General features: G+C 39.1%; 21 protein-coding genes. 12 read left to right on the top strand and 9 right to left on the bottom strand.

All coding sequences use genetic code 11. The features are described 5' to 3' along the window. Positions 1 to 9 precede the first annotated feature (9 nt). Together folE and GTH25_RS05400 are read right to left on the bottom strand one after the other, a co-directional pair. On the bottom strand, positions 10 to 669 hold the full coding sequence (gene folE, locus GTH25_RS05405; protein ID WP_023581251.1) for a GTP cyclohydrolase I FolE: 660 nt from the start codon (positions 667 to 669) through the stop codon (positions 10 to 12). Between the two features lie 148 nt (positions 670 to 817). Continuing rightward, complete coding sequence (locus tag GTH25_RS05400; RefSeq protein ID WP_075672544.1) at positions 818 to 1,987, bottom strand: YbfB/YjiJ family MFS transporter; 1,170 nt, start codon at positions 1,985 to 1,987, stop codon at positions 818 to 820. A 209-nt stretch (positions 1,988 to 2,196) separates the two neighbouring features. On the opposite strand from GTH25_RS05400, the gene moeA reads away from it, so the two are divergent. From moeA to GTH25_RS05385, 3 genes are all read left to right on the top strand, one after another. Beyond that, on the top strand, positions 2,197 to 3,438 hold the full coding sequence (moeA, locus tag GTH25_RS05395; protein ID WP_164530373.1) for a molybdopterin molybdotransferase MoeA: 1,242 nt from the start codon (positions 2,197 to 2,199) through the stop codon (positions 3,436 to 3,438). A 5-nt stretch (positions 3,439 to 3,443) separates the two neighbouring features. After that, positions 3,444 to 4,211, top strand: coding sequence for a molybdopterin-synthase adenylyltransferase MoeB (moeB, locus tag GTH25_RS05390; protein WP_109420149.1), 768 nt, complete (start codon positions 3,444 to 3,446; stop codon positions 4,209 to 4,211). Between the two features lie 268 nt (positions 4,212 to 4,479). Next, complete coding sequence (locus GTH25_RS05385; protein WP_164530372.1) at positions 4,480 to 6,180, top strand: amidohydrolase; 1,701 nt, start codon at positions 4,480 to 4,482, stop codon at positions 6,178 to 6,180. Positions 6,181 to 6,269: 89 nt separating this feature from the next. Here the strand turns inward: GTH25_RS05385 and GTH25_RS05380 are convergent, their stop codons facing one another. After that, positions 6,270 to 6,734, bottom strand: coding sequence for a GNAT family N-acetyltransferase (locus GTH25_RS05380; RefSeq protein WP_075674377.1), 465 nt, complete (start codon positions 6,732 to 6,734; stop codon positions 6,270 to 6,272). A gap of 9 nt (positions 6,735 to 6,743) precedes the next feature. After that, the gene (locus GTH25_RS05375) at positions 6,744 to 7,322 is read right to left on the bottom strand and encodes an LOG family protein (RefSeq protein WP_075674376.1); all 579 of its coding nucleotides are present in this window, start codon (positions 7,320 to 7,322) and stop codon (positions 6,744 to 6,746) included. Positions 7,323 to 7,653: 331 nt separating this feature from the next. On the opposite strand from GTH25_RS05375, the gene rhtA reads away from it, so the two are divergent. Further along, positions 7,654 to 8,544 (top strand): threonine/homoserine exporter RhtA, encoded by an 891-nt coding sequence (gene rhtA / locus GTH25_RS05370; protein ID WP_075672772.1) that lies wholly within the window; start codon positions 7,654 to 7,656, stop codon positions 8,542 to 8,544. Between the two features lie 274 nt (positions 8,545 to 8,818). Further along, positions 8,819 to 9,325, top strand: a complete 507-nt coding sequence (gene dps / locus GTH25_RS05365; protein WP_075672771.1) for a DNA starvation/stationary phase protection protein Dps — start codon at positions 8,819 to 8,821, stop codon at positions 9,323 to 9,325. Positions 9,326 to 9,389: 64 nt separating this feature from the next. Here dps and dinG read toward each other — a convergent pair whose 3' ends face one another. Further along, on the bottom strand, positions 9,390 to 11,498 hold the full coding sequence (dinG, locus tag GTH25_RS05360) for an ATP-dependent DNA helicase DinG (RefSeq protein WP_164530371.1): 2,109 nt from the start codon (positions 11,496 to 11,498) through the stop codon (positions 9,390 to 9,392). Positions 11,499 to 11,750: 252 nt separating this feature from the next. Here dinG and GTH25_RS05355 point away from each other — a divergent pair, with 252 nt between their 5' ends. The 3 genes from GTH25_RS05355 (at position 11,751) to fabZ (ending at position 14,227) form a co-directional block, all read left to right on the top strand. Continuing rightward, the gene (locus GTH25_RS05355) at positions 11,751 to 12,659 is read left to right on the top strand and encodes a LysR family transcriptional regulator (protein WP_075672769.1); all 909 of its coding nucleotides are present in this window, start codon (positions 11,751 to 11,753) and stop codon (positions 12,657 to 12,659) included. A 74-nt stretch (positions 12,660 to 12,733) separates the two neighbouring features. Beyond that, positions 12,734 to 13,615: a dihydrodipicolinate synthase family protein gene (locus GTH25_RS05350; RefSeq protein WP_075672768.1), complete on the top strand. Its 882-nt coding sequence runs from the start codon at positions 12,734 to 12,736 to the stop codon at positions 13,613 to 13,615. Positions 13,616 to 13,801: 186 nt separating this feature from the next. Continuing rightward, on the top strand, positions 13,802 to 14,227 hold the full coding sequence (fabZ, locus tag GTH25_RS05345; protein ID WP_075672767.1) for a 3-hydroxyacyl-ACP dehydratase FabZ: 426 nt from the start codon (positions 13,802 to 13,804) through the stop codon (positions 14,225 to 14,227). Positions 14,228 to 14,283: 56 nt separating this feature from the next. On the opposite strand, the gene GTH25_RS05340 is transcribed toward fabZ, so the two are convergent. Together GTH25_RS05340 and purB are read right to left on the bottom strand one after the other, a co-directional pair. Then, on the bottom strand, positions 14,284 to 15,672 hold the full coding sequence (locus GTH25_RS05340) for an MmgE/PrpD family protein (protein ID WP_075672766.1): 1,389 nt from the start codon (positions 15,670 to 15,672) through the stop codon (positions 14,284 to 14,286). Between the two features lie 81 nt (positions 15,673 to 15,753). Next, on the bottom strand, positions 15,754 to 17,121 hold the full coding sequence (gene purB, locus GTH25_RS05335; protein ID WP_075672765.1) for an adenylosuccinate lyase: 1,368 nt from the start codon (positions 17,119 to 17,121) through the stop codon (positions 15,754 to 15,756). Positions 17,122 to 17,525: 404 nt separating this feature from the next. Here purB and metC point away from each other — a divergent pair, with 404 nt between their 5' ends. From metC to sseA, 4 genes are all read left to right on the top strand, one after another. Beyond that, positions 17,526 to 18,701 (top strand): cystathionine beta-lyase, encoded by a 1,176-nt coding sequence (gene metC, locus GTH25_RS05330; RefSeq protein WP_075672764.1) that lies wholly within the window; start codon positions 17,526 to 17,528, stop codon positions 18,699 to 18,701. A 34-nt stretch (positions 18,702 to 18,735) separates the two neighbouring features. Then, the gene (gene dcuC / locus GTH25_RS05325) at positions 18,736 to 20,103 is read left to right on the top strand and encodes a C4-dicarboxylate transporter DcuC (protein WP_075672763.1); all 1,368 of its coding nucleotides are present in this window, start codon (positions 18,736 to 18,738) and stop codon (positions 20,101 to 20,103) included. A 282-nt stretch (positions 20,104 to 20,385) separates the two neighbouring features. Beyond that, on the top strand, positions 20,386 to 20,574 hold the full coding sequence (locus GTH25_RS05320) for a hypothetical protein (RefSeq protein WP_223672623.1): 189 nt from the start codon (positions 20,386 to 20,388) through the stop codon (positions 20,572 to 20,574). Between the two features lie 13 nt (positions 20,575 to 20,587). Beyond that, positions 20,588 to 21,430 carry a 3-mercaptopyruvate sulfurtransferase gene (gene sseA / locus GTH25_RS05315; RefSeq protein WP_075672761.1) on the top strand — a complete coding sequence of 281 codons (843 nt, stop codon included), beginning with the start codon at positions 20,588 to 20,590 and terminating at the stop codon, positions 21,428 to 21,430. A gap of 76 nt (positions 21,431 to 21,506) precedes the next feature. Here the strand turns inward: sseA and GTH25_RS05310 are convergent, their stop codons facing one another. Then, complete coding sequence (locus GTH25_RS05310; protein WP_075672760.1) at positions 21,507 to 21,755, bottom strand: GlsB/YeaQ/YmgE family stress response membrane protein; 249 nt, start codon at positions 21,753 to 21,755, stop codon at positions 21,507 to 21,509. 193 nt (positions 21,756 to 21,948) lie between these two features. After that, positions 21,949 to 22,881, bottom strand: coding sequence for a tRNA dihydrouridine(16) synthase DusC (gene dusC / locus GTH25_RS05305; RefSeq protein ID WP_099659806.1), 933 nt, complete (start codon positions 22,879 to 22,881; stop codon positions 21,949 to 21,951). Positions 22,882 to 22,884 lie beyond the last annotated feature (3 nt).

Below are 22,884 nucleotides of genomic sequence, written 5' to 3'. Positions count from 1 at the left end.
TTAAAAATCTCAAAGATGACGAACAGCGCGCAAAAACTCCTGACGCGTATTTTGACTAGATTTAAATAATCCACCCAACGAGGTAGTTGTTGTTGCACTCGTTGCATCACGAATACCACGAGCCTTAACACAGTAGTGAACCGCATCAATAGAAACAGCCACATTTTTTGTGCCTAGTAGCGTTTGTAATGCGATAAGGATTTGCTGTGTTAAACGTTCTTGAACTTGAGGACGTTGAGCAAAGAATTGCACAATACGATTGATTTTAGATAACCCAATCACTTTATCTTTCGGGATATAAGCCACAATCGCTTTACCATCAATGGTAACAAAGTGATGTTCGCAAGTACTTGTTAATGTGATATCTCGTACTGTCACCATTTCATCAACTTGCATTTTATTTTCAATTAGCGTGATTTTTGGGAAGTTGTGGTAATCCAGCCCTGAGAAAATTTCATCAACATACATTTTAGCGATACGACGAGGTGTTTCAGCTAAACTATCGTCGCTTAAATCCAGATTTAACAGCTTCATCACTTCTGTCATATGATGTTCAATTTGCTGTTTACTCTCACTTGGAGAGAGTTTTGGTTCACGAAGAGGCGTTTCCAAACCGCGTTCAACTAACGCAGCATGCACCCATTGCGCCTCTTTACTTAATGATGACATTGGACTCTCCGATAAACACATTAATTAAGTAGCAGTTATCACACTTAGCAACAACAGCCTACACTTTAGATGACCTCAATCACATTATCCAGCGATACCGCATTTTTCGTTATGAAATTATTGCATTTTTGTATGAGCTATTTTTAGTTTACTGATGCTCTTTTTCTTTTACACACACCAGAAAACCACCGATTATCAACACAATAAAAGCAACATAAAGTGCAGGTTCTAATTTTCCTGTTAATGCGGTTGAAAGTGAAGAAATTACGGGGCCAACTAATTGTCCGATAGCATAAAAAGTGGTGAGTAATCCCGCCATATAACGCCCATGATCAGGTGCTAATTCTCTGCCTCGTAAAAAAGCAAGTTGTACAGCGCACATAAGACCGCCACCAATTAAGAAAGCGCCAATCGCAAGCCCTGTTATCGTCGGCATCCACTCTGCAATCAAAATGCCTAATGCTTGTAACCAAAGCGTAATAGCTAAGCGTAACTGCGTATTTAGTATGTTACGCGTTAAAATGGCGATCCCAATACACAATGCAGCTGAAGCACCAAAAACAGGCCAAACAAATTGTGCGATCAAGCTACCCGGAAAACGTTCTGCCGCCATTTGAGAAAGAAATGTGGCAGGTAAAATATAGCCAAATCCGGCAAAGGTATAACCCCAAATCAGCTTTTTCATCGCTGGAGTGAGCGTTAAAGGGGCAACTTTTACTTCTTCTCTGCTCATTTTCCAAGGTTTGGGAAGATGATAGCTCACATATATGGCACAAATAAAAGCAAGAGAACCATAAATTAACCACCCCGCCATAGCACTCATTTGCCATTTCATAATTAGCACGGCGAGAATACCGCTAATAAATATACCTGCACCCGTTCCTGCATAAACTGCCACACTTAATGCAGGCCGATTAAGACGAGCCAGTAACTCATTAGCCCATGAAGCCACCAACACTAACGTCCAACCACTTGCCCAGCCAATAAAAAAGCGCGCAATACTATGTGTAAAAGCATCATTTAAAAAAGCAGACAACAGAGTGATTATCACCGCGCCCCAAAGACCTGCCCACAAACGATATCCCACACCTTTAACGGCTTTCATCGCATCATAAGAGCCCGCGAGATAGCCAAGATAATTAAATGCGGCGACAATACCCGCACTTGTTAGCGTCAATTGATATTCTGCAATCATCAATGGCACTTGAGGTGTAAATGTAAAGCGCCCTATCCCCATTGCAACCACTAAAGCAAGAAACCCACTAAAAGCGATATGAAAAGCTTGTGCTGAATGACTTTGGTGATTTGAAGTATTCATGGATATCCATTATTTTGTTTTATCATTTTAATGTGCCGCCCATTAATAACAGAACAAGTAACACATTAACCCCAAACAGTTAACATTTTTACAATAAGACGTTTCATTTCTTTCTATTCACAAGATGATCTCTGACATGATGATGTTCATCGTGATAGATTAGTATCATGAAATAAAACAGAACATTTCGATAGACCTTGGAGTATATGATGAGTCAATGTCACGTTAGCGGTTTATTATCTCTTGATGAAGCGCTAGAAAAACTACTTGAAAAACCGCTGGCAATTACCAATACCCTTAACATTCCATTAAATAACACCGCAGATTATATTCTAAGTGAAGATATTACATCCCCACTGAATGTTCCGCCTTTTGATAATTCGGCAATGGATGGTTATGGACTTCGTTACGCTGACTTAGAAGCTCAAACTCCACTTCCTGTTGCAGGTAAATCGTTCGCAGGTATTCCTTTTGAGGGAGAACTCCCTGCTGGGCAATGTGTACGCATTATGACAGGGGCAATGGTTCCTGCGGGTGTTGATACTGTCATAATGCAAGAAGAAGCTGAAGTGACTGAAAATGGTGTCCGTTTTCCACATCCTGCTAAAAAAGGCCAAAATATTCGCCGTATTGGTGAAGATATTAAAGAAAACGACATTGTATTACCGGCTGGCACTAAGCTTTCAACAGCGCAATTACCTTTAATCGCCTCTTTAGGTGTAGCAACAGTACAAGTTTATCGTCGTTTAAAAGTGGCTGTTTTCTCAACGGGCGATGAATTACAAACCATTGGCCAGCCATTAAAAGCAGGTCAAATTTATGATACAAACCGCTTTGCGGTACGTTTAATGCTTGAAAAATTAGGATGTGAAGTCTTAGATTTAGGGGTTATTCCTGATTCACCAGAAAAACTGCGTGAAACCTTTAAAAAAGCTGATCAAGAAGCAGATTTAGTGATCAGCAGTGGGGGGGTTTCTGTAGGTGAAGCCGATTACACCAAACAAATTCTTGATGAAATTGGTGAAATTGGTTTTTGGAAACTTGCCATTAAACCGGGAAAACCTTTTGCCTTTGGTCGATTACATAATGCATGGTTCTGCGGTTTACCAGGTAATCCAGTATCAGCGACCGTAACATTCTATCAATTGGTTCAGCCTCTGATCGCGCGGTTGTCAGGCTTTAGCCATTGGAAAGCACCGCAACGTTTCCAAGCCATTGCTCAATCATCATTGAAAAAATCAGCAGGTCGCCTTGATTTTCAACGTGGTATTGCAAGTATTAATGCCGAAGGTGTATGGCAAGTCGATACCTCTGGTCATCAAGGCTCACACGTTTATAGCTCCTTTAGTGTCGCTAATTGCTTTATCGTTTTAGAGCGTGAACGCGGTAAAGTTGCAGCTGGCGAAACGGTTACTATTGAGCTATTTAATTCTCTATTAAAAAGTGAATAGCCTTTATGAGTATTGAATTAACCGATAAAGAAACGCTGCGCTACAATCGCCAGATTGTATTAAGAGGTTTTGATTTTGACGGGCAAGAGGCGCTGAAAAGTGCCTCTGTATTGGTTGTTGGTGCGGGTGGCTTAGGGTGTAGTGCCTCGCAATATCTTACCGCCGCAGGTGTAGGAAAACTCACATTATTAGATTTTGATACGGTTTCCCTTTCTAATCTTCAGCGCCAAATTCTTCATCGCGACGCCACGATTGGTCAACCAAAAGTGCTATCTGCAAAAGCGACATTAGAAGCAATTAATCCTCATGTCACGATAGAAACCGTCGATGCATTACTTGAAGACGAGGCTTTAGCAGAGCTTATTAGCCAACATAATATTGTTATGGATTGTACTGATAATGTGACAGTACGTGAGCAACTTAATCGTCTCTGCTTTCATCAGAAAAAGCCTCTCGTTTCTGGTGCCGCTATTCGGATGGAAGGTCAAATCAGTGTATTCACCTACCAAGATGATGAGCCTTGCTATCGCTGTTTAAGCCATCTTTTTGGTGATAATGCGTTAAGTTGTGTTGAAGCGGGTATAATGGCACCTGTAGTCGGTACAATTGGCACATTACAAGCAGTTGAAGCCATTAAATTACTCACCGGCTATGGTGAAAATTTACATGGTAAGGTATTAATGTTTGATGCAATGCGTATGCAATTTCGCGAATTCAAATTACCTAAAAATCCACATTGTGAAGTGTGTTCTGCCAATTTACCCGATAACTAACCCCTTTCTATCCTAGATAAGGTAAGTCTAACTTCTTTAAACTTACCTTATCACCTTTCAAAGAGAGAGGTATTAATCTGTTTTTTAAGCATTTTAATTGTCCTCTAAGTCATATTTTTCGTTAAGTCGATGTAACAAGCTTGTAGTATTCACTCTAATTTAATTCTACTATAACCGCCCGCGTCAAAACGCAACAGGATGCCCTATAAGCAGAATAATCATTTAAGCACGCGTTTTATGTACTTAAAAAGCAATACAAGGTAGAAGAATGACATTTCAAATTGCAGACACTCTCTATTACAACGGGCTTATTTATACCGCTGATCATAATAACAATATTGTTGATGCTATCGCGATCAGCCAAGGTGTAATTATTGCTTCTGGTAAAAAAGAGGGGTTACTTTCTTACTGTAATGAAAATACTGAACAGATTGATTTACAGGGAAGAATGGTCATGCCGGGCATTATTGATGCACATATGCACCCATTCTGGGGAGGTGCAACGTTAGCGGGTTGCCATCTTGATTATCAATCGCTCTCTATCGATGACATTTTATTGCGTATTCAGAAATACCTTGATGAAAACTTTATTGATGGTGATACCGAATGGTTAAAAGTCTCCGCATGGTATCGTGAAGGTATGCAACCTGAAGGCGTGCAAATGACACGTTATCACCTTGATACCTTAAATACGAATCGCCCTATTTTGCTCTTTTCTAGCGATTGTCATAGTGTTCTTGCTAATTCTCGTGCTTTAGAGTTGTTAAATATCACCGCTGAAACGCCCGATCCACCCGATGGAAATATTGAACGTGATGGTGACAGAACACCTATTGGTATTCTTGAAGATGCGCCAGCAATGCAAGCCATTGACAAGTTACCGCCACTGACTGAAGCACAAAATCTGCAAATAGCCCGTCATGTTCAAAAATTATTAAATGAACAAGGCGTGACCACTATAATGGATGCACGTGTAGGCGAGCCTCAATTACGCGCCTTTAATACATTAAGAAAAGCAGGTGAACTGACTCTTCGCGTAGAGAATGCCGTTGAAATCACGCCGGATGATGTACCTTGTATTGAAGATATTCCAAACGCTGTACACCATGCTACCACTCGTTTTTCACAATGGCATCAAATCAGCGAAAATGCTCAACCTAGTGTTGCAATCCGCCATATCAAGCTTTTCCTTGATGGTGTATTACAAGCGCCGATTATGACAGCCCGTTTACACTCACCTTATCGTATCAATGTTGGCACTGATGAAACGCCACACTGGCAAGATTCTGAACATATTGGCGATCTCTATTTTCCACCTGAAATCTTAACGCCGCTAGTCACCGAAATTGCCCGTGCTGGTTATCACCCTCATATTCATACTGTTGCTGAAGGTGCAATTAGTACGGCTCTTGATGCCATTAGTGCAATGCGTGAAGCCTTACCTGAGAAAGACATTAGACCGGGGCTTGCGCATAATGAATTGATGTGTGAAAAAGATTACGCTCGTTTTACACAATTAAAAACCTACCCTTTTATCTCCTTCCAATGGGCGGCGGCAGAACAGAGCAATATCGAAAAAGATATTGAAATGCTGGGTAAATCTCGCTGTGACTATCTAGAGACTGCTGGCAAGTTTATTGATGCTGGCGTTACTGTTGCTTTTGGTAGCGATTGGCCAATTGATCCACTTAATGAATGGTACGATTTTAAAGTCGCAATGACTCGTCAAAAAGAGGCAACAAGTCCTCGTCTTGATAATGATCGTAACCTAACATTAATTGAAGTCCTACGCGCAGCCACTATTAATGCGGCAAAAGCTTTGGATATGGATACTCAAATTGGCTCATTAGAAGTCGGAAAATTTGCCGATTTTATTGTATTAGATAGAAACCTGTTTGAAATATCGGCAGAAGATGTTGAAAATGTCAGGGTATTGTGTACGATCATTGCGGGGAAACCCACAATTTAGCTGAATAATATAAGTAATAAACCCGCGTAAAGCGGGTTTATTTTTATCTATGCGCTTAATCCTATGAAAATTAACGTAAATTGGATCTGCTATAAAGCAATCCCCATCACTGTGCTCACTTCTTTTAATCCTTCACGTTCGTAAAAACGTTTTGCTGCACCATTTTCAGCTAATACCGATAACTCGAGATGCGTCATTTTTTCTGATTTAGCCCACTCTTTCATCGCTGTTAATAATAAACTGCCTGCGCCTTGGCTACGTAAAGAAGGGTCGACAACAATATCATAAATATAAGCATATTTACGCTGAACCAAGCAGTTAAACATTGGTGTTTCTTGAATTTGCGCCATGCTAAATCCAACGACTTTACCGTCTAAATCTGCCACTAAAAGATGAAACTTATCATTTTTTACTCCATTAATAATAAAAGCTTCATCTTGCTTACCCGGTTTTAATCGATCAGGTTGTAAATTCGCCATTTCATTAAATAAATAAGTGTAAAGCGTATTAATTTCTTCTACATCAGACAAAATTGCTTTTCTTATTATTATCATTTTTTACCTTTATTTGTTGTAGGTTTTTACAGGGGGTGCAATATATGTTTCAAATTTATCTAATAATTGAATAGGACATTGTTCTACAATCGCCATATTCCGATATTTTTCATGTAAGAATTGTTCGTCCGCCATTTTATCAATCATCATTAATAATGGAGAATAGAACTGATTGATATTAAGTAAGCCTAATGGTTTCTGATGCAATCCAATTTGGCTCCATGTAAAGACTTCACTAAACTCCTCTAATGTACCAAAGCCACCAGGTAAAGCGACAAAACCGTCAGCTAGTTCAATCATTTTACTTTTACGCTGATGCATTGTTTCAACAACATGTAATTCGGTCAGATTTTTATGTGAAATTTCACGCCCTTCTAGCAACGTAGGAATAACACCAATTACCTTTCCGCCTTCGACTAATACTGTATCGGCGAGTGTGCCCATAATTCCTACACTTGCACCACCATAAATTAAGGTAATATTACGTTTAACCAGCTCTTTGGCAAAAATAATTGCTTGTTCTTTATAAATAGGTGAAGCCCCTAAACTAGAACCACAATACACTGCGATAGATTTTATTTTACTCATTTTTTTATTCTCTTTTAGCTAGTTAAAACGAGTTTGGAATTATACTGAAGGTACTTTTAATAAAAAAGGTTAAAAAAAGTGTTTTTACACTTTTTATCGCACATATATATTTAATGATTATCAACCCTTATATTTATAAGAGGCTGTTTTTTATTTTATTAAAAATAAATTAATTTATATTTAAGATAATTTAACTAAACTGAATTAAAACAAAAAATATTTATTAAGGAATAACTGTATTAAAGCTGGTGATTTTATTTTATATTATGCGATCCTTTGTTATCAGCTAACAGAGAACACATACGATTGATTATTGACGAGGTTTTATAGGATGTTGTCAGCCAGACACTCAGCTAAATTACAGGTATTTTACCCTGTGCTTCTTTTGCTTCTCTCCATGCTTTCAATTCAAAGCGGCGCATCCCTTGCTAAAAGCCTATTTCCTGTTATTGGTGCCCCCGCTGTAACGGCGTTACGCCTGTTATTGGGCACTTTGATCCTCTTTTTTATTTTTAAACCGTGGCGACTTAAGTTTACTCGAGAATCGATTATACCACTGTTTTTATATGGTTTATCTTTAGGGATGATGAATTACCTTTTCTACCTCGCCCTTGAAACCATTCCTTTAGGTATTGCGGTCGCCCTTGAATTTACAGGCCCTCTAGCTGTTGCTATGTTTTCATCGCGCAGAGCCATCGACTTTTTATGGATAATTTTAGTCATTGCTGGTTTAGGATTATTGTTGCCTATTGGCGATAATATTCATGGATTAGATCCTCTAGGTATCCTTTATGCACTGGGTGCTGGTGTAGGTTGGGCGTTATATATTGTATTCGGACAACGTGCAGGCAAAGGTTACGGCGCAGCAACGGTTTCTATTGGCTCGTTAGTTGCGGCCTTTATTTTCGTTCCTATTGGTATGTTACAAAGTAGCCCAGATATTATGTTTAGCTGGTCAATTTTACCTGTTGCATTAGCTATTGCGATTCTATCAACTGCTTTCCCCTATACTTTAGAAATGATTGCGCTTACACGCTTACCCGCTAAAACATTCGGGACTTTAATGAGCTTAGAACCTTGTATGGGTGCCTTTATTGGTATTATTTTCTTACACGAACATTTGACGTTAATACAATGGGTTGCCCTCGCCTTTATTGTGTTAGCTTCAATTGGTTCAACGGCAACCATAAAAAGTAAAACCAAAATTGAAGAGGTTAAATAATTATTTAACCGTATTTTTTTCTTATAAATAAATATTTATTTAAAAAGGATCTTATGATCCTTTTTACTTATTAAATAATAACTTTACTGACCTATCATTGCTATTTTTCACACATTGTCTTACCCTAAATAGACTATTTCGATAGATTAGATTTTTTTAATAGATGACCTATCAATTTAATAGTATCAATCGATAAGACTAACCATTAATAATTTACTATCATAATTAACAGAAATTAAGATATTGAGTTATTAATTATTTAGGGAGAACGATTATGAGTACTGCTAAATTAGTCAAATCCACACCTTCAACCCTGCTTTATACCCGTAATAATCTCGATGACAGTGTAAAATTACATGCTATCGAATTACTGCAACAGATGGTGACGCAGTTTATCGACCTATCTCTCATCACAAAACAAGCTCATTGGAATATGCGCGGTAGAAACTTTATTTCCGTTCATGAAATGGTCGATGGTTTCCGTGACACGATTAATGAACACACCGATGAGTTTGCAGAGCGTATTGTTCAATTAGGTGGCACTGTTTTAGGCACTCCACAAGTGGTGAGTAAAAAAACACCATTAAAAGCATACCCATTGGATATTCATGATGTGCAGGATCACTTAAAAGCACTGGCTGATCGTTACGCTATCGTTGCAAATGATATTCGTAAAGCCATTGACGAAGTTGAAGACGAAGATACCGCTGATATGTTTACTGCAGCATCGCGTGATCTTGATAAATTCTTATGGTTTATTGAAGCCAATATTGAGAATTAATTCGTAATAACAAATTGAAATTATGACGTTAAAAGGCTACCTCTCTTTCTCTAGGTAGTCTTTTTTATTTATCTTTAGGCATCTCTGGTTGATAAATAGGGAAAATAGGTAACGCGGTTAATAAACGCGAACCATAGTTTTTTGTTAGCAAGCGTCTGTCATAAATCACTATTTCACCGTGACAATGATGACTACGAATAAGGCGTCCAACTTGCTGAATTAAATTAAACGATGCACTCGGTAAACTCTGCACTTCAAAAGGATAACGTTTTAGCGATTTAAGCCACTCCCCTTCTGTCACAATTACGGGATCTGTCACAGGCGGAAAAGCAATTTTATGAATATGCACCTGCGTTAAATAATCCCCTTTTAAATCGAGCCCTTCTGCAAAAGATTGCAAACCTATCAACACGCTATTATCACCAGCATCGATACGCTTACAATGTGTTTCGACTAATCGATAGCGTGGCTGATCACCTTGCACTAATAAGCACAAACGTAAATCTTTCACTTCTTCTAAAAAGCCTTCCATTGCCCGCTGGCTACTAAATAAAACCAATTGGCCTCTGTGGTTATTCTCTTCCATGCAGTGTCGAAAATAACTCGCCATCTCTTTTAAATGTTCACGTTCATGGATCATGGTCGGTTCATAACGCATTTTAGGAATAACTAATCTACCTTGCTCTTTATGTTCAAAAGGCGAAGACAACGTAATAAAGCGATCATCAAAATGCTCACTTAAGCCTGTTAATTCTTGAATACGAGAATAGCTATTTAATGAGCGTAATGTCGCAGAAGTAATAACCACATGTGGGATATTTTTCCACAACAATTGCGTCAGTTGTTCGCTAACACGAATGCCAGCACAATGAAAATAGAGATGAGACTGCTTTTTATCGTAACGGCGCGTTAGCCATTTGGATACTGGCGCTTTTGAGGTTTGCTCTAATGTAGCTAAGCGCCATAGCTTTGCCATGTTTTCTAAATATCCCACCATCCTACTGGTAGTTAAAATAGCACGATGTAAACGTACAACATCTTCTTTCGCTGTGCGCTCTGTTAAATCATTTAAAATAGCTTCGCCCAACATTTTTAAACCATCTGTTAGCTTAAATAATGTCTGGCAACTTAACAGAAGTTGTTCAGGCAATTCACCTAACGGGAAAAGGTATTCATCTTGCTCACTACGTTCTGGCAATAATGCGCGTGTAAATGTATCAACCTCTTGATAAGCTTCACGCAACTTAGCGATATGGGCATCGAAACGAATAGGATCAGCCAATTTAGGCGGTCTTACCGGAATAAATTGCGCTAAATACTGGCTAACATGGCGAGTGATATTATCAAGCTGATTATTAAGAGCAACTAAGGTTATTTCCCCTTCGACTTCAAGGGCATCTCGCGCAACATCAGGAATATGGTGCCCTTCATCAAGTACCAAAAGTAGATTTTTAGCATCAGGCAACACAGATTCACTTTCCATTGCCGCCATCACTAAAGCGTGATTGGTAATAACCACATCCACTTCATCAATTTCACGGCGAGCAATAAAGAAAGGACAACGATGATAATATTGGCAATTACGCCCTAAACAGTTCATCTTATCCGTGCTGATTTTGCGCCATAAACTATCTGTTAATGCGCGTTTATGGTGATCACGCAAACCATCCCAACCAAAACTAGTAAAATCATTTTTCAGTTCTAGGCAAATTTCTCTTTCTGCACTTGTCGCCACATCAACTTTATCTTCAAGCAAAAACATAAGGTCAATTTGCTCACCTTCTGTTGCACAAATCGCATCTAAATTGCGAGGGCATAGGTAACGCCCACGACCAAAAGCGCCAGTAAACGTAAGATCAGGAATGATTTTTTTAAGTAATGGTAGATCTTTGCTATAAATTTGATCTTGCAGTGCCACATTGGCTGTACTGATTATAAGTGGTTTTTTCTCATCACGGCTAATAGCAATACCTGGAATAAGGTAAGAGAGTGTTTTACCCACGCCAGTTGGGGCTTCTATCACTAAATGACGTCCCATTTCATCAGAAAAAGTCTTAGCCACCTCAGCTATCATTTCACGCTGTGGCGCACGCGGAATAAACCCTTCGATATGCTCAGGTAGGGCTTTATACCACTGACTTATTTGATTTTTAACTGATTGAGAAAGGGACATAACCACTCTGTAACTGATTTTAATAAAGGCGCCATTGTCTCATAACACTGTATAAAAATCAGTAGTTACCTTCATTTGCTCTCCTTTTTCATCAAAGAATGGATAACATCTCGAAATTATTGAGCTTTGTTATAGATTATTAATTCAACTCTTCATAGTATGAGTATTCATTACGTAACATCTAAAATAGTCTTATAAAAAATGTGATTTCTTGGTTTTATTAAACACAACACCAGTTAAGAGATATCTATAATGACCTCTGCAAAGCGCCCTATTTTTAACTTAGAACTTGATTTGCTCCGAACCTTTGTTGCTGTTGTCGATGGAAATACCTTTGCAGCGGCTGCTGAGTCTGTTTGTCGTACACAATCTGCTGTAAGCCAGCAAATGCAACGACTTGAATCGCTGATAGGCAAAGAGCTGTTTGCTCGCCAAGGGCGAAACAAAACACTGACAGAAGCAGGTACGCAACTGCTTAATTATGCTCGCCGTATTTTGCGTTTGAATGATGAAGCCTGTCTTTCATTGATGCATGAAGAAATTGATGGGATCTTAAAAATTGGCTCTCCAGATGATACGGCAAACACGATTTTACCTGATCTTCTCGCGCGTTTTTCTGGAGCCTATCCTCGCCTCATCATGGAAATTATTGTTAAACGTAGCCCATTTTTAATGTCTATGTTAGAAAACAACGAGCTGGATTTAGCCATTTCCACTGAAGAACATGTGGGTTATCCCAAAATTGTATTACGTGTTTCCCCCTCTTTATGGTATTGCGGAAAGCACTTCAGATTTGATCTTGATGAACCCTTACCGTTAGTTGTATTAGATGAACCCAGTACATACCGCGATATGATGATAAATCACCTTGATCAACAAGGTATTCGTTGGCGAATCGCTTATATTGCTACCACGCTTTCGGGTGCTAGAGCCGCCGTACGTGCAGGCTTAGGCATTATGGCACGTTCAATTGAGCTTTCAGGTGATGACTTACGTATTTTAGGTGAAAAAGAAGGCCTACCTCCTTTACCCGCAATTAGCTATAACCTGTATCTGAATGCCAATAGCCCAGGAAAAGCAGCTCAAATACTGTTTGATTCATTAAAAAATGAACAAAATGAAGTGATTAATCATGCCGACATAACACTTCAAAAAGAGTAGAGATCCTAGAGCCCTTAAGTCGTGTTGATAACCAAAGTAATAAAAGATTAAAACCATAAAACAGGACACCGATTATGACCCAATTTCATGGCATTTTTCCTTACCTTGTTTCACCTGTTGATCAAACAAAAGGCACCATTCTCGAAGCTTCATTACGCCGATTAGTCGAACATCTGATTTCGTGTGGCGTTCATGGTTTAAGTCCATTAGGTAGCACTGGTGAATACGCTTATCTCTCTCAAACACAACGCAATGAAATTGTGCGTATTACAGTTGATCAAACCGCAGGTCGAATTCCCGTTATTGCGGGTGTTGCAGGTTTTTCAACTGCTGATGCTTGTCATCAAGCTGAACAATACGCTCAATTAGGCGTTGATGGCATGGTTTTAATTTCACAAAAAATGTACCCGTTAAGCGAAACTGCACAAGCTAGTTATTTCCGAACTATCGCTGAAGCTTTTCCTGAAAAATCCATGACAATTTATACCAACCCGGGACTTTTGGGCGATGTTCTTCCTATCTCTTTATTCAATGAGCTTAGCTATATCCCGAATATTGAATATATTAAAGATGCATCCAGCAATACCGGTCGCCTGCTCACCATGATCAATACGTTTGGTGAGCGCGTTAAAATCTTTAGTGCTTCAGCTCATATTCCATTGTTAGTGTTAAAACTTGGTGGTGTAGGTTGGATGGCAGGCCCTGCTTGTGTATTGCCAAAGCAATGTGTTGAACTGTATGAGCTAGCAACAAAAGGCGATTTTGATGTCGCTTTAGCAAAACAAAAAGAGATGTGGCAAATCAATGAAGCGTTTACAAAGTACTCGCTCGCATCATGTATTAAAGCATCCCTAAATATTCAAGGTTTTGAAGTGGGCTCTCCTATTTTACCGCAAGAGCCTTTAAATGAAGCCGCAATGAACGACCTACGCCAAATCATTGCTCGCCTTGATTGATAAATTATTCTTATTCAGAAATAACAAAGGCTAGATTTTTCCTATTCTGGTCTTTGTTATCTGTTTAACTCAATTTTCTCATCAAAAATACAGCTCAATACTGTACCATATTGAATAAGAATGAAATAATAACCGCCGTTGTTGTAAAACTGAGTTTACCCTATCACCATAACGAGGAGAAAATATATGCCCATTTCCGTCAGTGAAATAATGGAAATATTGCCTCATCGTTATCCATTCTTATTAATTGATCGCGTTATTTCTGAGCCAGCTGAACTTGCCAGTGGCAAATTAACCGCCATTAAAAATATCACAACCAATGATACGGTTGTTTTTGGTGAGTTTTATCCACCTTTATTACTACTTGAAAGTATGGCTCAAGCTTCTGGCGTTCTTGCCCATTACTACCTTTCACCAATGGGTAAAGATCAACAATGTTATTTTGCCAGTATAAAAAATGCGCGTTTTTATGACGTGGTAAAAGCAGGTGATCAACTTTATATCGAGATCCAATTTCGCCGACAACGACGCACAATTGTTAGCTTTTCAGGTACGGTGAAAATTGGTGAGAAGATAGTTTGTACATCTGAATTTATGTGTGCAAGACAATAAAAAAGGATTGGTAGATAGAACCAATCCCTCACTTCATCATCTTATTTACTTTATTTTTAATCAATCACTTCTTTAATACGTAATAACTGTGTTATTTCTGCAATAGTAATATTTTCGAAATGCAGTACTTTTTCAACTAACTGTGCTGATTGTTCTGCTTCTATCGCCAAAGATGCATTATCGTAAAACTTACTAATCACATCTTTATCTGTCATTGGATTTTTCGGATTACCGTATTGAATGTCTAATCTCTCCGTGATCTTCTCACCATTTTTTAATGTCACGAAAATTAATCCAGGGAAATAGGTAGGAAATGGGATTTCCCCTTTTTCGGGATAACGATAACTTACACGCTTCGCTAGTGACTGAATATCTTCCCGTTGTAGGTTTTCAGGTAATAATGAAGAGAGCGTCAAAGCATTATCTAGAAAAACCGCAGCAAATAACCATGGCAAACTAAATTTAGCACCATACGCGGTTTGAGGTGCCCATTTTGTTTCAGGTGGCTCACAAATCAAAGCAGCCGCTACTGGATCGACAACACACTCAACACTATCAATATCATCAGCCGCGATCCCTTTTTTCAGCAAATTACGCCCACAGTCCACAGTCGCATGAGCGAAATGGCATACCGGATAAGGCTTAATAGAAACATTTAAAAATTCCCACACATCACCTAATCCTAATGCCACTTGTTCTGGTTGTGCTTGCTCTTTAATACCATGTGTTTGATAAAGGCTATAACGACCTTCAAATATTGTGTCTGGGCCTGTCATTCCTCCTTTTGCTAATGATGCTGCGATAATACCTGATTGTGCAGCCCATCCCGCATGAAAGCATTTAGAAGATGAACTGTTAGTTAGATACTCTGCTACTCCTCCTGCTTGGCTTCCTGTTAACCCTAATGCATTCACAGTTTGTTCTGGCGTTAACTTTAATAGTGAAGCGGCACAAGCTGTTGCACCAAAAATACCCGCAATTGCTGTAGCGTGAAAACCTCGCTGATGAAATCCACTATGGCTTGCTAAGCCAACTCTTGCAGCCACTTCCCAGCCAATCACCCATGCCGTTAAAATATCTTTTGATGACGCACCAATAGACTCACCCAATGCAAAAGCAATCGGTGTTAATACCGCGCTACCATGTGCAATTGAATCTGTGTGTGTATCATCAAAATCTAAGGCATGTGATGCAATACCATTTGTCAGTGCCGCCACCGTAGTGCTTGCTGTTAGCGAACTTCCCCAAATCGGAATGTTACCTTGGCTATCAGGTAAAAAAGCCACACCTTGACGACTTTGAATAGCACTTTGTTGCACACTTCCTGCAAGTGCGACACCTAATGTATCTAATAAATGAATTTTGGCTCGGCTAACAACTTGATCAGGTAAATCAGAGAAAGTGGTTGTAGTAATAAATTGGGCTAACTGCTGACTCAATGTCATAAACACCTCGGGATAGATAAGAAAAAGCCAGCAATATCACCGGCTTTTAGATAATAAGAAGGTTGGATGTAATTAAGTCACTTAGTCATTTAACCAGCCAGAGGCTTTGGTTTGTGCGACTACTCGATCAACTTGGGCTGGTGCATTACCGACATATGTCGTTGGATCTAAAAGTGCATCAAGCTCTTCTTGAGTAATGTGATCACGAATACGAGTATCGCGATTAATCGCTTCAACGAAAGTTATGCCTTCTTCTTGCCCAGACATTGATGCTTCATACACAATTTCATGTGCGGTTTGTTTACCTGCTTTATCAGATAATGCAAACATCACACGCTCTGCCAGCATAAAACCCCCCAGAATATCCATATTTTCGCGCATTTTCTCAACATGCACATTCAGTCCACCAATTACTGTTTTCATATTATCGAAAATAACAGACAGCATCAGGCACATTTCTGGCATGATCTTCCATTCCATTTTCCAGATAGCACCATCACGCTCATGTTGGTGTTTCATCATATCCGTTAAAACAGAAAGATTCGCTTTTAGGGTATTACTCACACAGGCCGCATTTTCAACAATAGCTGGGTTACGCTTATGTGGCATGGTCGAAGAGCCCACTTGTCCTTTACTGAAAGGCTCGGATAACTCATCAATTTCGTTATGCGCTAATAGTAGGATTTCATTAGCAATTTTACCTAGAGTTCCGCTAATTAAACCCATTAACATGCCATATTCGCTGAATCTATCACGCGCAGGTTGCCATGAAATTTCAGGTACACCTAAACCTAATCGTTTTAATACACGAGCTTCTAATTCATCAGCTTTATCGCTTAAAGAGGCCTTTGTACCCACCGCGCCAACAACACTACCGACAAATAAGCGAGGTTCGATCTCTTTAAGACGTTGATAATGACGCGCTAACTCAGTTAGCCAAATTGCGGTTTTATGGCCAAATGTAATTGGCAGAGCTTGTAAGGCTAATGTACGCCCAACCATTGGTGTGTTGCGATGTTGTTCACTTAATGAAAGTAAGGCACGACCTAATACTTTGATATCACGTAAGAAAGTATGATGAGCATCTTTTAGTTGTAGAACAAGGCCAGTATCAATAACGTCTTGTGTTGTTGGACCAAAGTGAACGTATTCTCCATAGTGTTCTGGGCAAGCATGTTCTAAACCACGAATTGTTGGCACTAATGGATGGCGAGTAAGACGCACTTGTTCTAATACATAGTCCATATCGAGCTTTTCAAGTTTCGCGGTGTCTGCAATCACTTTTGCAGCCTCTTTTGGGATCAAACCTAATTCAGCTTGTTCAATCGCTAATGCGGCTTCGTAATCAAGCCAGTTTTGCATTCTAGTTTTATCCGAAAAAATAGTTCTCATCTCTTCTGTTGACCATAAATTCTTTAATAAAACCGAATCGAAAACGCTGGTTCCCATAATTATTTCCCCTATTAAAAGAATAATAAAAAAGATCGTTTTTTTAATCAAACGACTTGTTAGATTGTTATTTTATTTATGCAATATAATCTCAATAAAAACACTTTGATAATTTTAATCTAATTTTAAATATTTCTAATCAATTAAAAAATAACATTAATTCAACTAGTTACAAATAACTCTTTATTTATTACTTATAACTTTTGAATCTTAAATAACATTTAAGATTTAATTAGAATAATTAATGCTAAAAAGTTAGAGGAAGATCATCATTTTTAGAAAATAGCTATTTTAAAAATAAATAAGTTTGTTATAAATAATAGAAACAAAATAAGCGCAAACAGTAATTAATCCTTTTATTTAATTACCGGGGAACTCTATTTCTATATTTGGAGATATTAATAATGAAACAAAATAAACAAACAAAACTGATACACAGTGGACGCCAAGAAATAAAAACTTCAGGCCCCATCAATCCACCCGTAATGAGAGCCAGCACCATCGTTTTTGACTCGATTAAGAGTTGGCGTGATGTTCGTGATCGTCGTGCAACAGAGCGTGTTTTAAGTTACGGCGCGCGTGGTACAGAAACCGCATTTGCCCTTGAAGCTTTAGTAACCGAATTAGAAGGCGGCTATCGTGCTCAGTTATTCCCTACCGGATTAGCTGCTATTGCCGTCACAATTATGGGATATGCCCGCAGTGGTGGACATGTTTTATTTGCTGATTCTGTTTATGAGCCTGTTCGTAAAATTGCATCGGCTTTTCTTGAGCCTAATAATATCGCTTATAGTTTCTTTAAAACCGATGGCTCTGATTTTGAACAAAAAATTCAACAAAATACACAGCTTATTTTTGTCGAATCACCGGGCTCACTCCTTTATGAAATGCTCGACCTGCCTGAAATTTGCCGTATTGCTCATGAGAGAGATATTCCTGTCGGTGTTGATAATACTTGGGGCTCTGCATGGCTCTATAACCCGCTGGAATTAGGCGCAGATGTCTCTGTTATCGCGGCAACCAAATATTTATGCGGTCACTCTGATGTGATGATGGGCATTATGGTTGCGAATGAAAAAGCATGGAAAAAAATTGGTGCATTACCTGAAGCATTAGGTCAAGCCAGTAGCCCAGATGATGCAGCATTAGTTCTTCGTGGTATGAGGACATTAGGTCAACGCATCGCGGCGCATGGTAAATCAGCACTAGCCATTGCACAGTGGTTAGAGACTCGCCCTGAAGTTGAAAAAGTCTGGTTCCCTGAATTACCTAATCACCCTCGTCATGATTTATGGAAACGTGATTGCAAAGGTAGTAACGGTCTATTAACCATTGAATTTAAACAAGAATATACCACTAAACAATCAGAACAATTTATTGATGCGCTTGAGCTTTTTGGTATTGGTGCTTCTTGGGGTGGATTTGAAAGCCTCGCTTTACCTGCCAATGTTGTCGGTGCGAGAACAGCGTCTGATTGGCGAGAAGGTCATGGCCCTTTTGTCCGTTTACATATTGGCCTTGAAGCAACAGATGATCTTATTGCAGATATTACACAAGCTTTTTTAGCATTAAACCAATAACAAAAAATATTGCATCATTACCGGGGAATTCACTATGACAGGTTTAATCATTGCCGCGCTGGTAACAGCGTTGGTGGTTTATTTACTGGCGCGAGGTTATAAACCTCAGCCAGTATTATTACTCGGCGGATTATTGCTATTACTCTTAACTGCATCTCTCGACCTTAATCCGTTATTGCCAGAAAATAAATCCACCCAATTTAAATACTTTGATATTTTCCAAATCTTTACGAATATAATGAGTTCTCGCCTAGCGGGTCTTGGTTTAACATTAATGGCAATTGCGGGTTTCTCTCGTTATATGGAACACGTTGGCGCAAGCCGTGCTTTATTCGCTATTTTTGAAAGACCATTAAAAGCGATAAAATCGCCTTACTTATTATTAGTGATTTCATTTTTAGTCACCCAAATCTTGGTTATCTTTATTCCTAGCCATGCAGGTTTAGGTATGCTGTTAATGGTCACCATGTATCCGATATTAATTCGTTCTGGTATTAGTCCACTTTCCGCTTTAGCCGTAATTGGATGCTGCCAATTTATCGACCATGGCCCTGGCTCTGGTAACGTGATTATGGCGGCGAAAACAGCGGATATTGAACCTGCCGTCTACTTTGTTCAACACCAGTTACCGATCACAATTCCTATTATTATTGCTGTTGCGATCACTCATTTCTTTATTCAACGCTGGTGGGATAAACGTGAAGGATTTGTTTTTGACCCAACAACTATTGATGCAGTAAAAGAAGAAGGCAATAAAATTCCACTGTCTTATGCCTTATTACCTGTGATCCCTTTAGTTCTGATTATCGGCTTCAGTCCATTGCTACACCCTTATATTAAATTAGAAGTCACCACCGCGATGATTATTAGTACTGTGATTGCACTTCTTTTTGAATATGTTCGCTTACGCGATGCAAAAGCAGTAATGAATAGCTTTATGTTATTCTTTGAAGGAATGGGTAAGCAGTTTGTTTTAGTGGTATCGTTAATTGTATCTGGTGAGTTCTTTGCCAATGGTTTACTAAAAAGTGGTGCCGTCGATACGTTAATTAGCTCAGCTCAAGATGCAGGTTTTGGTATTGCAGCCATGATCATTGTAATGAGTGCCATTCTTGCATTAGCAGCCTTTTTAATGGGTTCAGGTAATGCAGCATTCTTCTCATTTGCCGCCTTAACACCCAAAATTGCCGCCTTCTTAAAAGTCGATGTCATTACCTTAATTTTACCAATGCAAATAATGACCAGTTTTGGCCGTACCGTTTCACCAATTACCGCAGCTATTGTCGCCATTGCAGGTATTGCGAATGTCTCGCCTTTCCAAATAGTTAAACGTACCGCCATTCCTATGGCTGTCGCGGCTATCGTGAACTTAGCAATGACATTCTGGTTTTTATATTCCTAATTAAGTTGCGTTACCCTTCCCCTTAAACTCATTTACTCCTGAGTTTAAGGGATTTTTTCTTATCATTGACTGTAACCTTTGATTGAAATAATTAACGTCAACATTAACTCTACTCAGGCTATTTATAAAAAATAAATAGCCTGTTTATTTATCTATTTAATCCTTTTTTTGCCTAAAAATAAGACGTTTTAACCATTATCATTTGCTGATTAAACCGACTTAGTACTTGTTTCAACTTCATATCTCGATATACTTTTGCGCAACATTCATCTGCAAATGAACATTATGAAAAAAATAATTATTGTGATTATCGCGCTACTTGCTTTTGGTTCTATCGGTGGTGTTTTCCTTGCCGGCTTAAATATCTATACGCGCTCCACAACACCAATAGAAACAGAGCAGGCTCAACCTGAAACATCACCTACACAGCAATTTCCAGCTATCCCAGACAGCTCACCTTCTGCTAAATAAATGAGGTCGCACCGTGGAATACGATTACTTTGTTACTCCCCAATGGTTATTTGAACATCAAAATGATGCTGATCTTGTGATCCTTGATGTAAGCGCACCAATGCCAACTCAACAGATTGACTATCAAGCACTTTACCTTGAGCGTCATATTCCACATGCCCATTTTTTTGATCTTGATGAAGTCGCAGATAAAACCACATCACTGCCACATATGTTGCCTTCTGATACCCTATTTTCAGAAACATTGACACAATTAGGTATCTCTAATACCACTACCGTGATTATTTACGATCAAGGTAACTTATTTTCTGCACCTAGAGGTTGGTGGACATTAACAACACTAGGTTGTCGTAATGTACGTATTCTTGCTGGTGGTTTACAAGCATGGATTGAGGCTGAATTTGCAACAGAACAAGGTGAGGCAATAAAAGTACCAGCACAGTCTCCTTTTATGGTTGAACGTCATGCACAGCGTTATGCCAATAAACAACAACTTCTTGATAATTTAGAGACCAAGCAAAAACAGATGATCGATGCTCGCTCTGCTGATCGTTTTTATGGTAAAGCACCAGAGCCTCGCCCGGGCTTGCGCAGTGGACATATTCCCGGCAGTAAAAACGTTCCGTGGAATGAGTTAGTTATTAATGGGCAATTAAAACAGAAAGCTGAGTTAAAGCAGATATTTGAACAAGCAGGTGTTGATTTATCACAGCCTATTATTGTTACCTGTGGCTCAGGTATGACTGCGGCAATTTTATTTTTAGCATTAACCGTATTGGGTTGCCAATCTATTGCGCTCTATGACGGCTCTTGGGCGCAATGGGGTGCTGAAAGTACCCTTCCTTGTGAATGTTAATTAATCCGTTGATGCTTTAAAAAAGTAAACCCGCATTATGCGGGTTTATTATCAATATCTATTGGGTGTGAAGGTATTAACTTGCGAAGATTTTTGCAAGATAGAGCACAACAATGGCACCGATGACAGCAACGACGAAACTACCAAAGTTAAACCCATCAACTTTACCTTTACCAAAGAAGCTACTAATTGCACCACCAACAACAGCCCCCACAATACCCAGAATACAAGTCCATATCAGACCAATATCATAAGAGCCAGGCATTAAGAATTTCGCCAAAATACCTGCGATCAGACCAAAGATGATCCAAGCAATAATTCCCATATTTCCCCCTAAAAATAGTCATGATATAAACAATACATCCCAAAATGTCACTTATTGAGTGTAAGTCTAAAGAGTGATTTTTTCCAATAATGAGTGATAAATGGTGTGATATTTAAGATAGGAGTTAGTTTATTTATAAAAAATAGCGCTGATTGATTAGCACTATTTTTTATTGGATAAGATGATTTTTAAACTATAACGCCTCTATTGCCACTGCAATTTCTGGTGACGTTTTTAATGTTCTAATTTGCCTAAATAACTCATCAGCTTCTGGATACTCTTTACGTAAATAGCTAAACCACTGCTTAATACGTGATGCATGATAAATTGTCGTATCACCACGCTTTTCTAATCGAACATAACGCTTTAATAATTCAATCACCTCTTGCCAAGGCATTCTAGCTTCGATGCCTTTTACAACACGGCTTAAGTTAGGGGTATTCATTGCACCGCGGCCAATCATTATCGCATCGCAACCAGTTGTGGCTAAGCAAGCTAATGCATCTTCACGGTTCCAAATTTCGCCATTAGCAATCACAGGTATTGAAAGTCTTTGGCGAATATCTCCAATGGCCTGCCAGTTAATTTTTTCGGCATTATAACCATCTTCCTTTGTTCTGCCATGTATGGTGATTTCCGTAGCACCACCTTGCACCACAGCATCTGCAATTTCATGGCTATACACAGAAGAATCCCAGCCAAGTCTCACTTTAACAGATACAGGTAACTCTAAAGGCACTGCATCACGCATTGCTTTCGTTGCTTGATAAATCGTTTCTGGCTGTTTTAGAAGTGAAGCACCACCACCGCTACCATTGACTGTTTTTGAAGGGCAACCGCAGTTTAAATCAACTCCCCAAGAGCCTAAAGAAACGGCTCTAAAGGCATTTTCAGCTAACCATTGTGGATGTTGTCCTAATAATTGCACCCGTACTAGCGTGCCACTTTTTGTGCGACTTTCGGTATGTAATTCAGGACATAAGCGGTAAAATGCTTTCGTTGGCAATAATGAATCTACAACTCGTACAAACTCTGTAATACAGAGATCGTAATCGTTAATCGAGGTGAGTAACTCTCTCACAAGGGGGTCTAAAACCCCCTCCATTGGCGCTAATAGAACTCGCACTTT

The organism is Proteus terrae subsp. cibarius (assembly GCF_011045835.1).
Classification (GTDB): Bacteria; Pseudomonadota; Gammaproteobacteria; order Enterobacterales; family Enterobacteriaceae; genus Proteus; species Proteus cibarius.
This window is presented reverse-complemented; position numbering and strand designations above follow the sequence as displayed.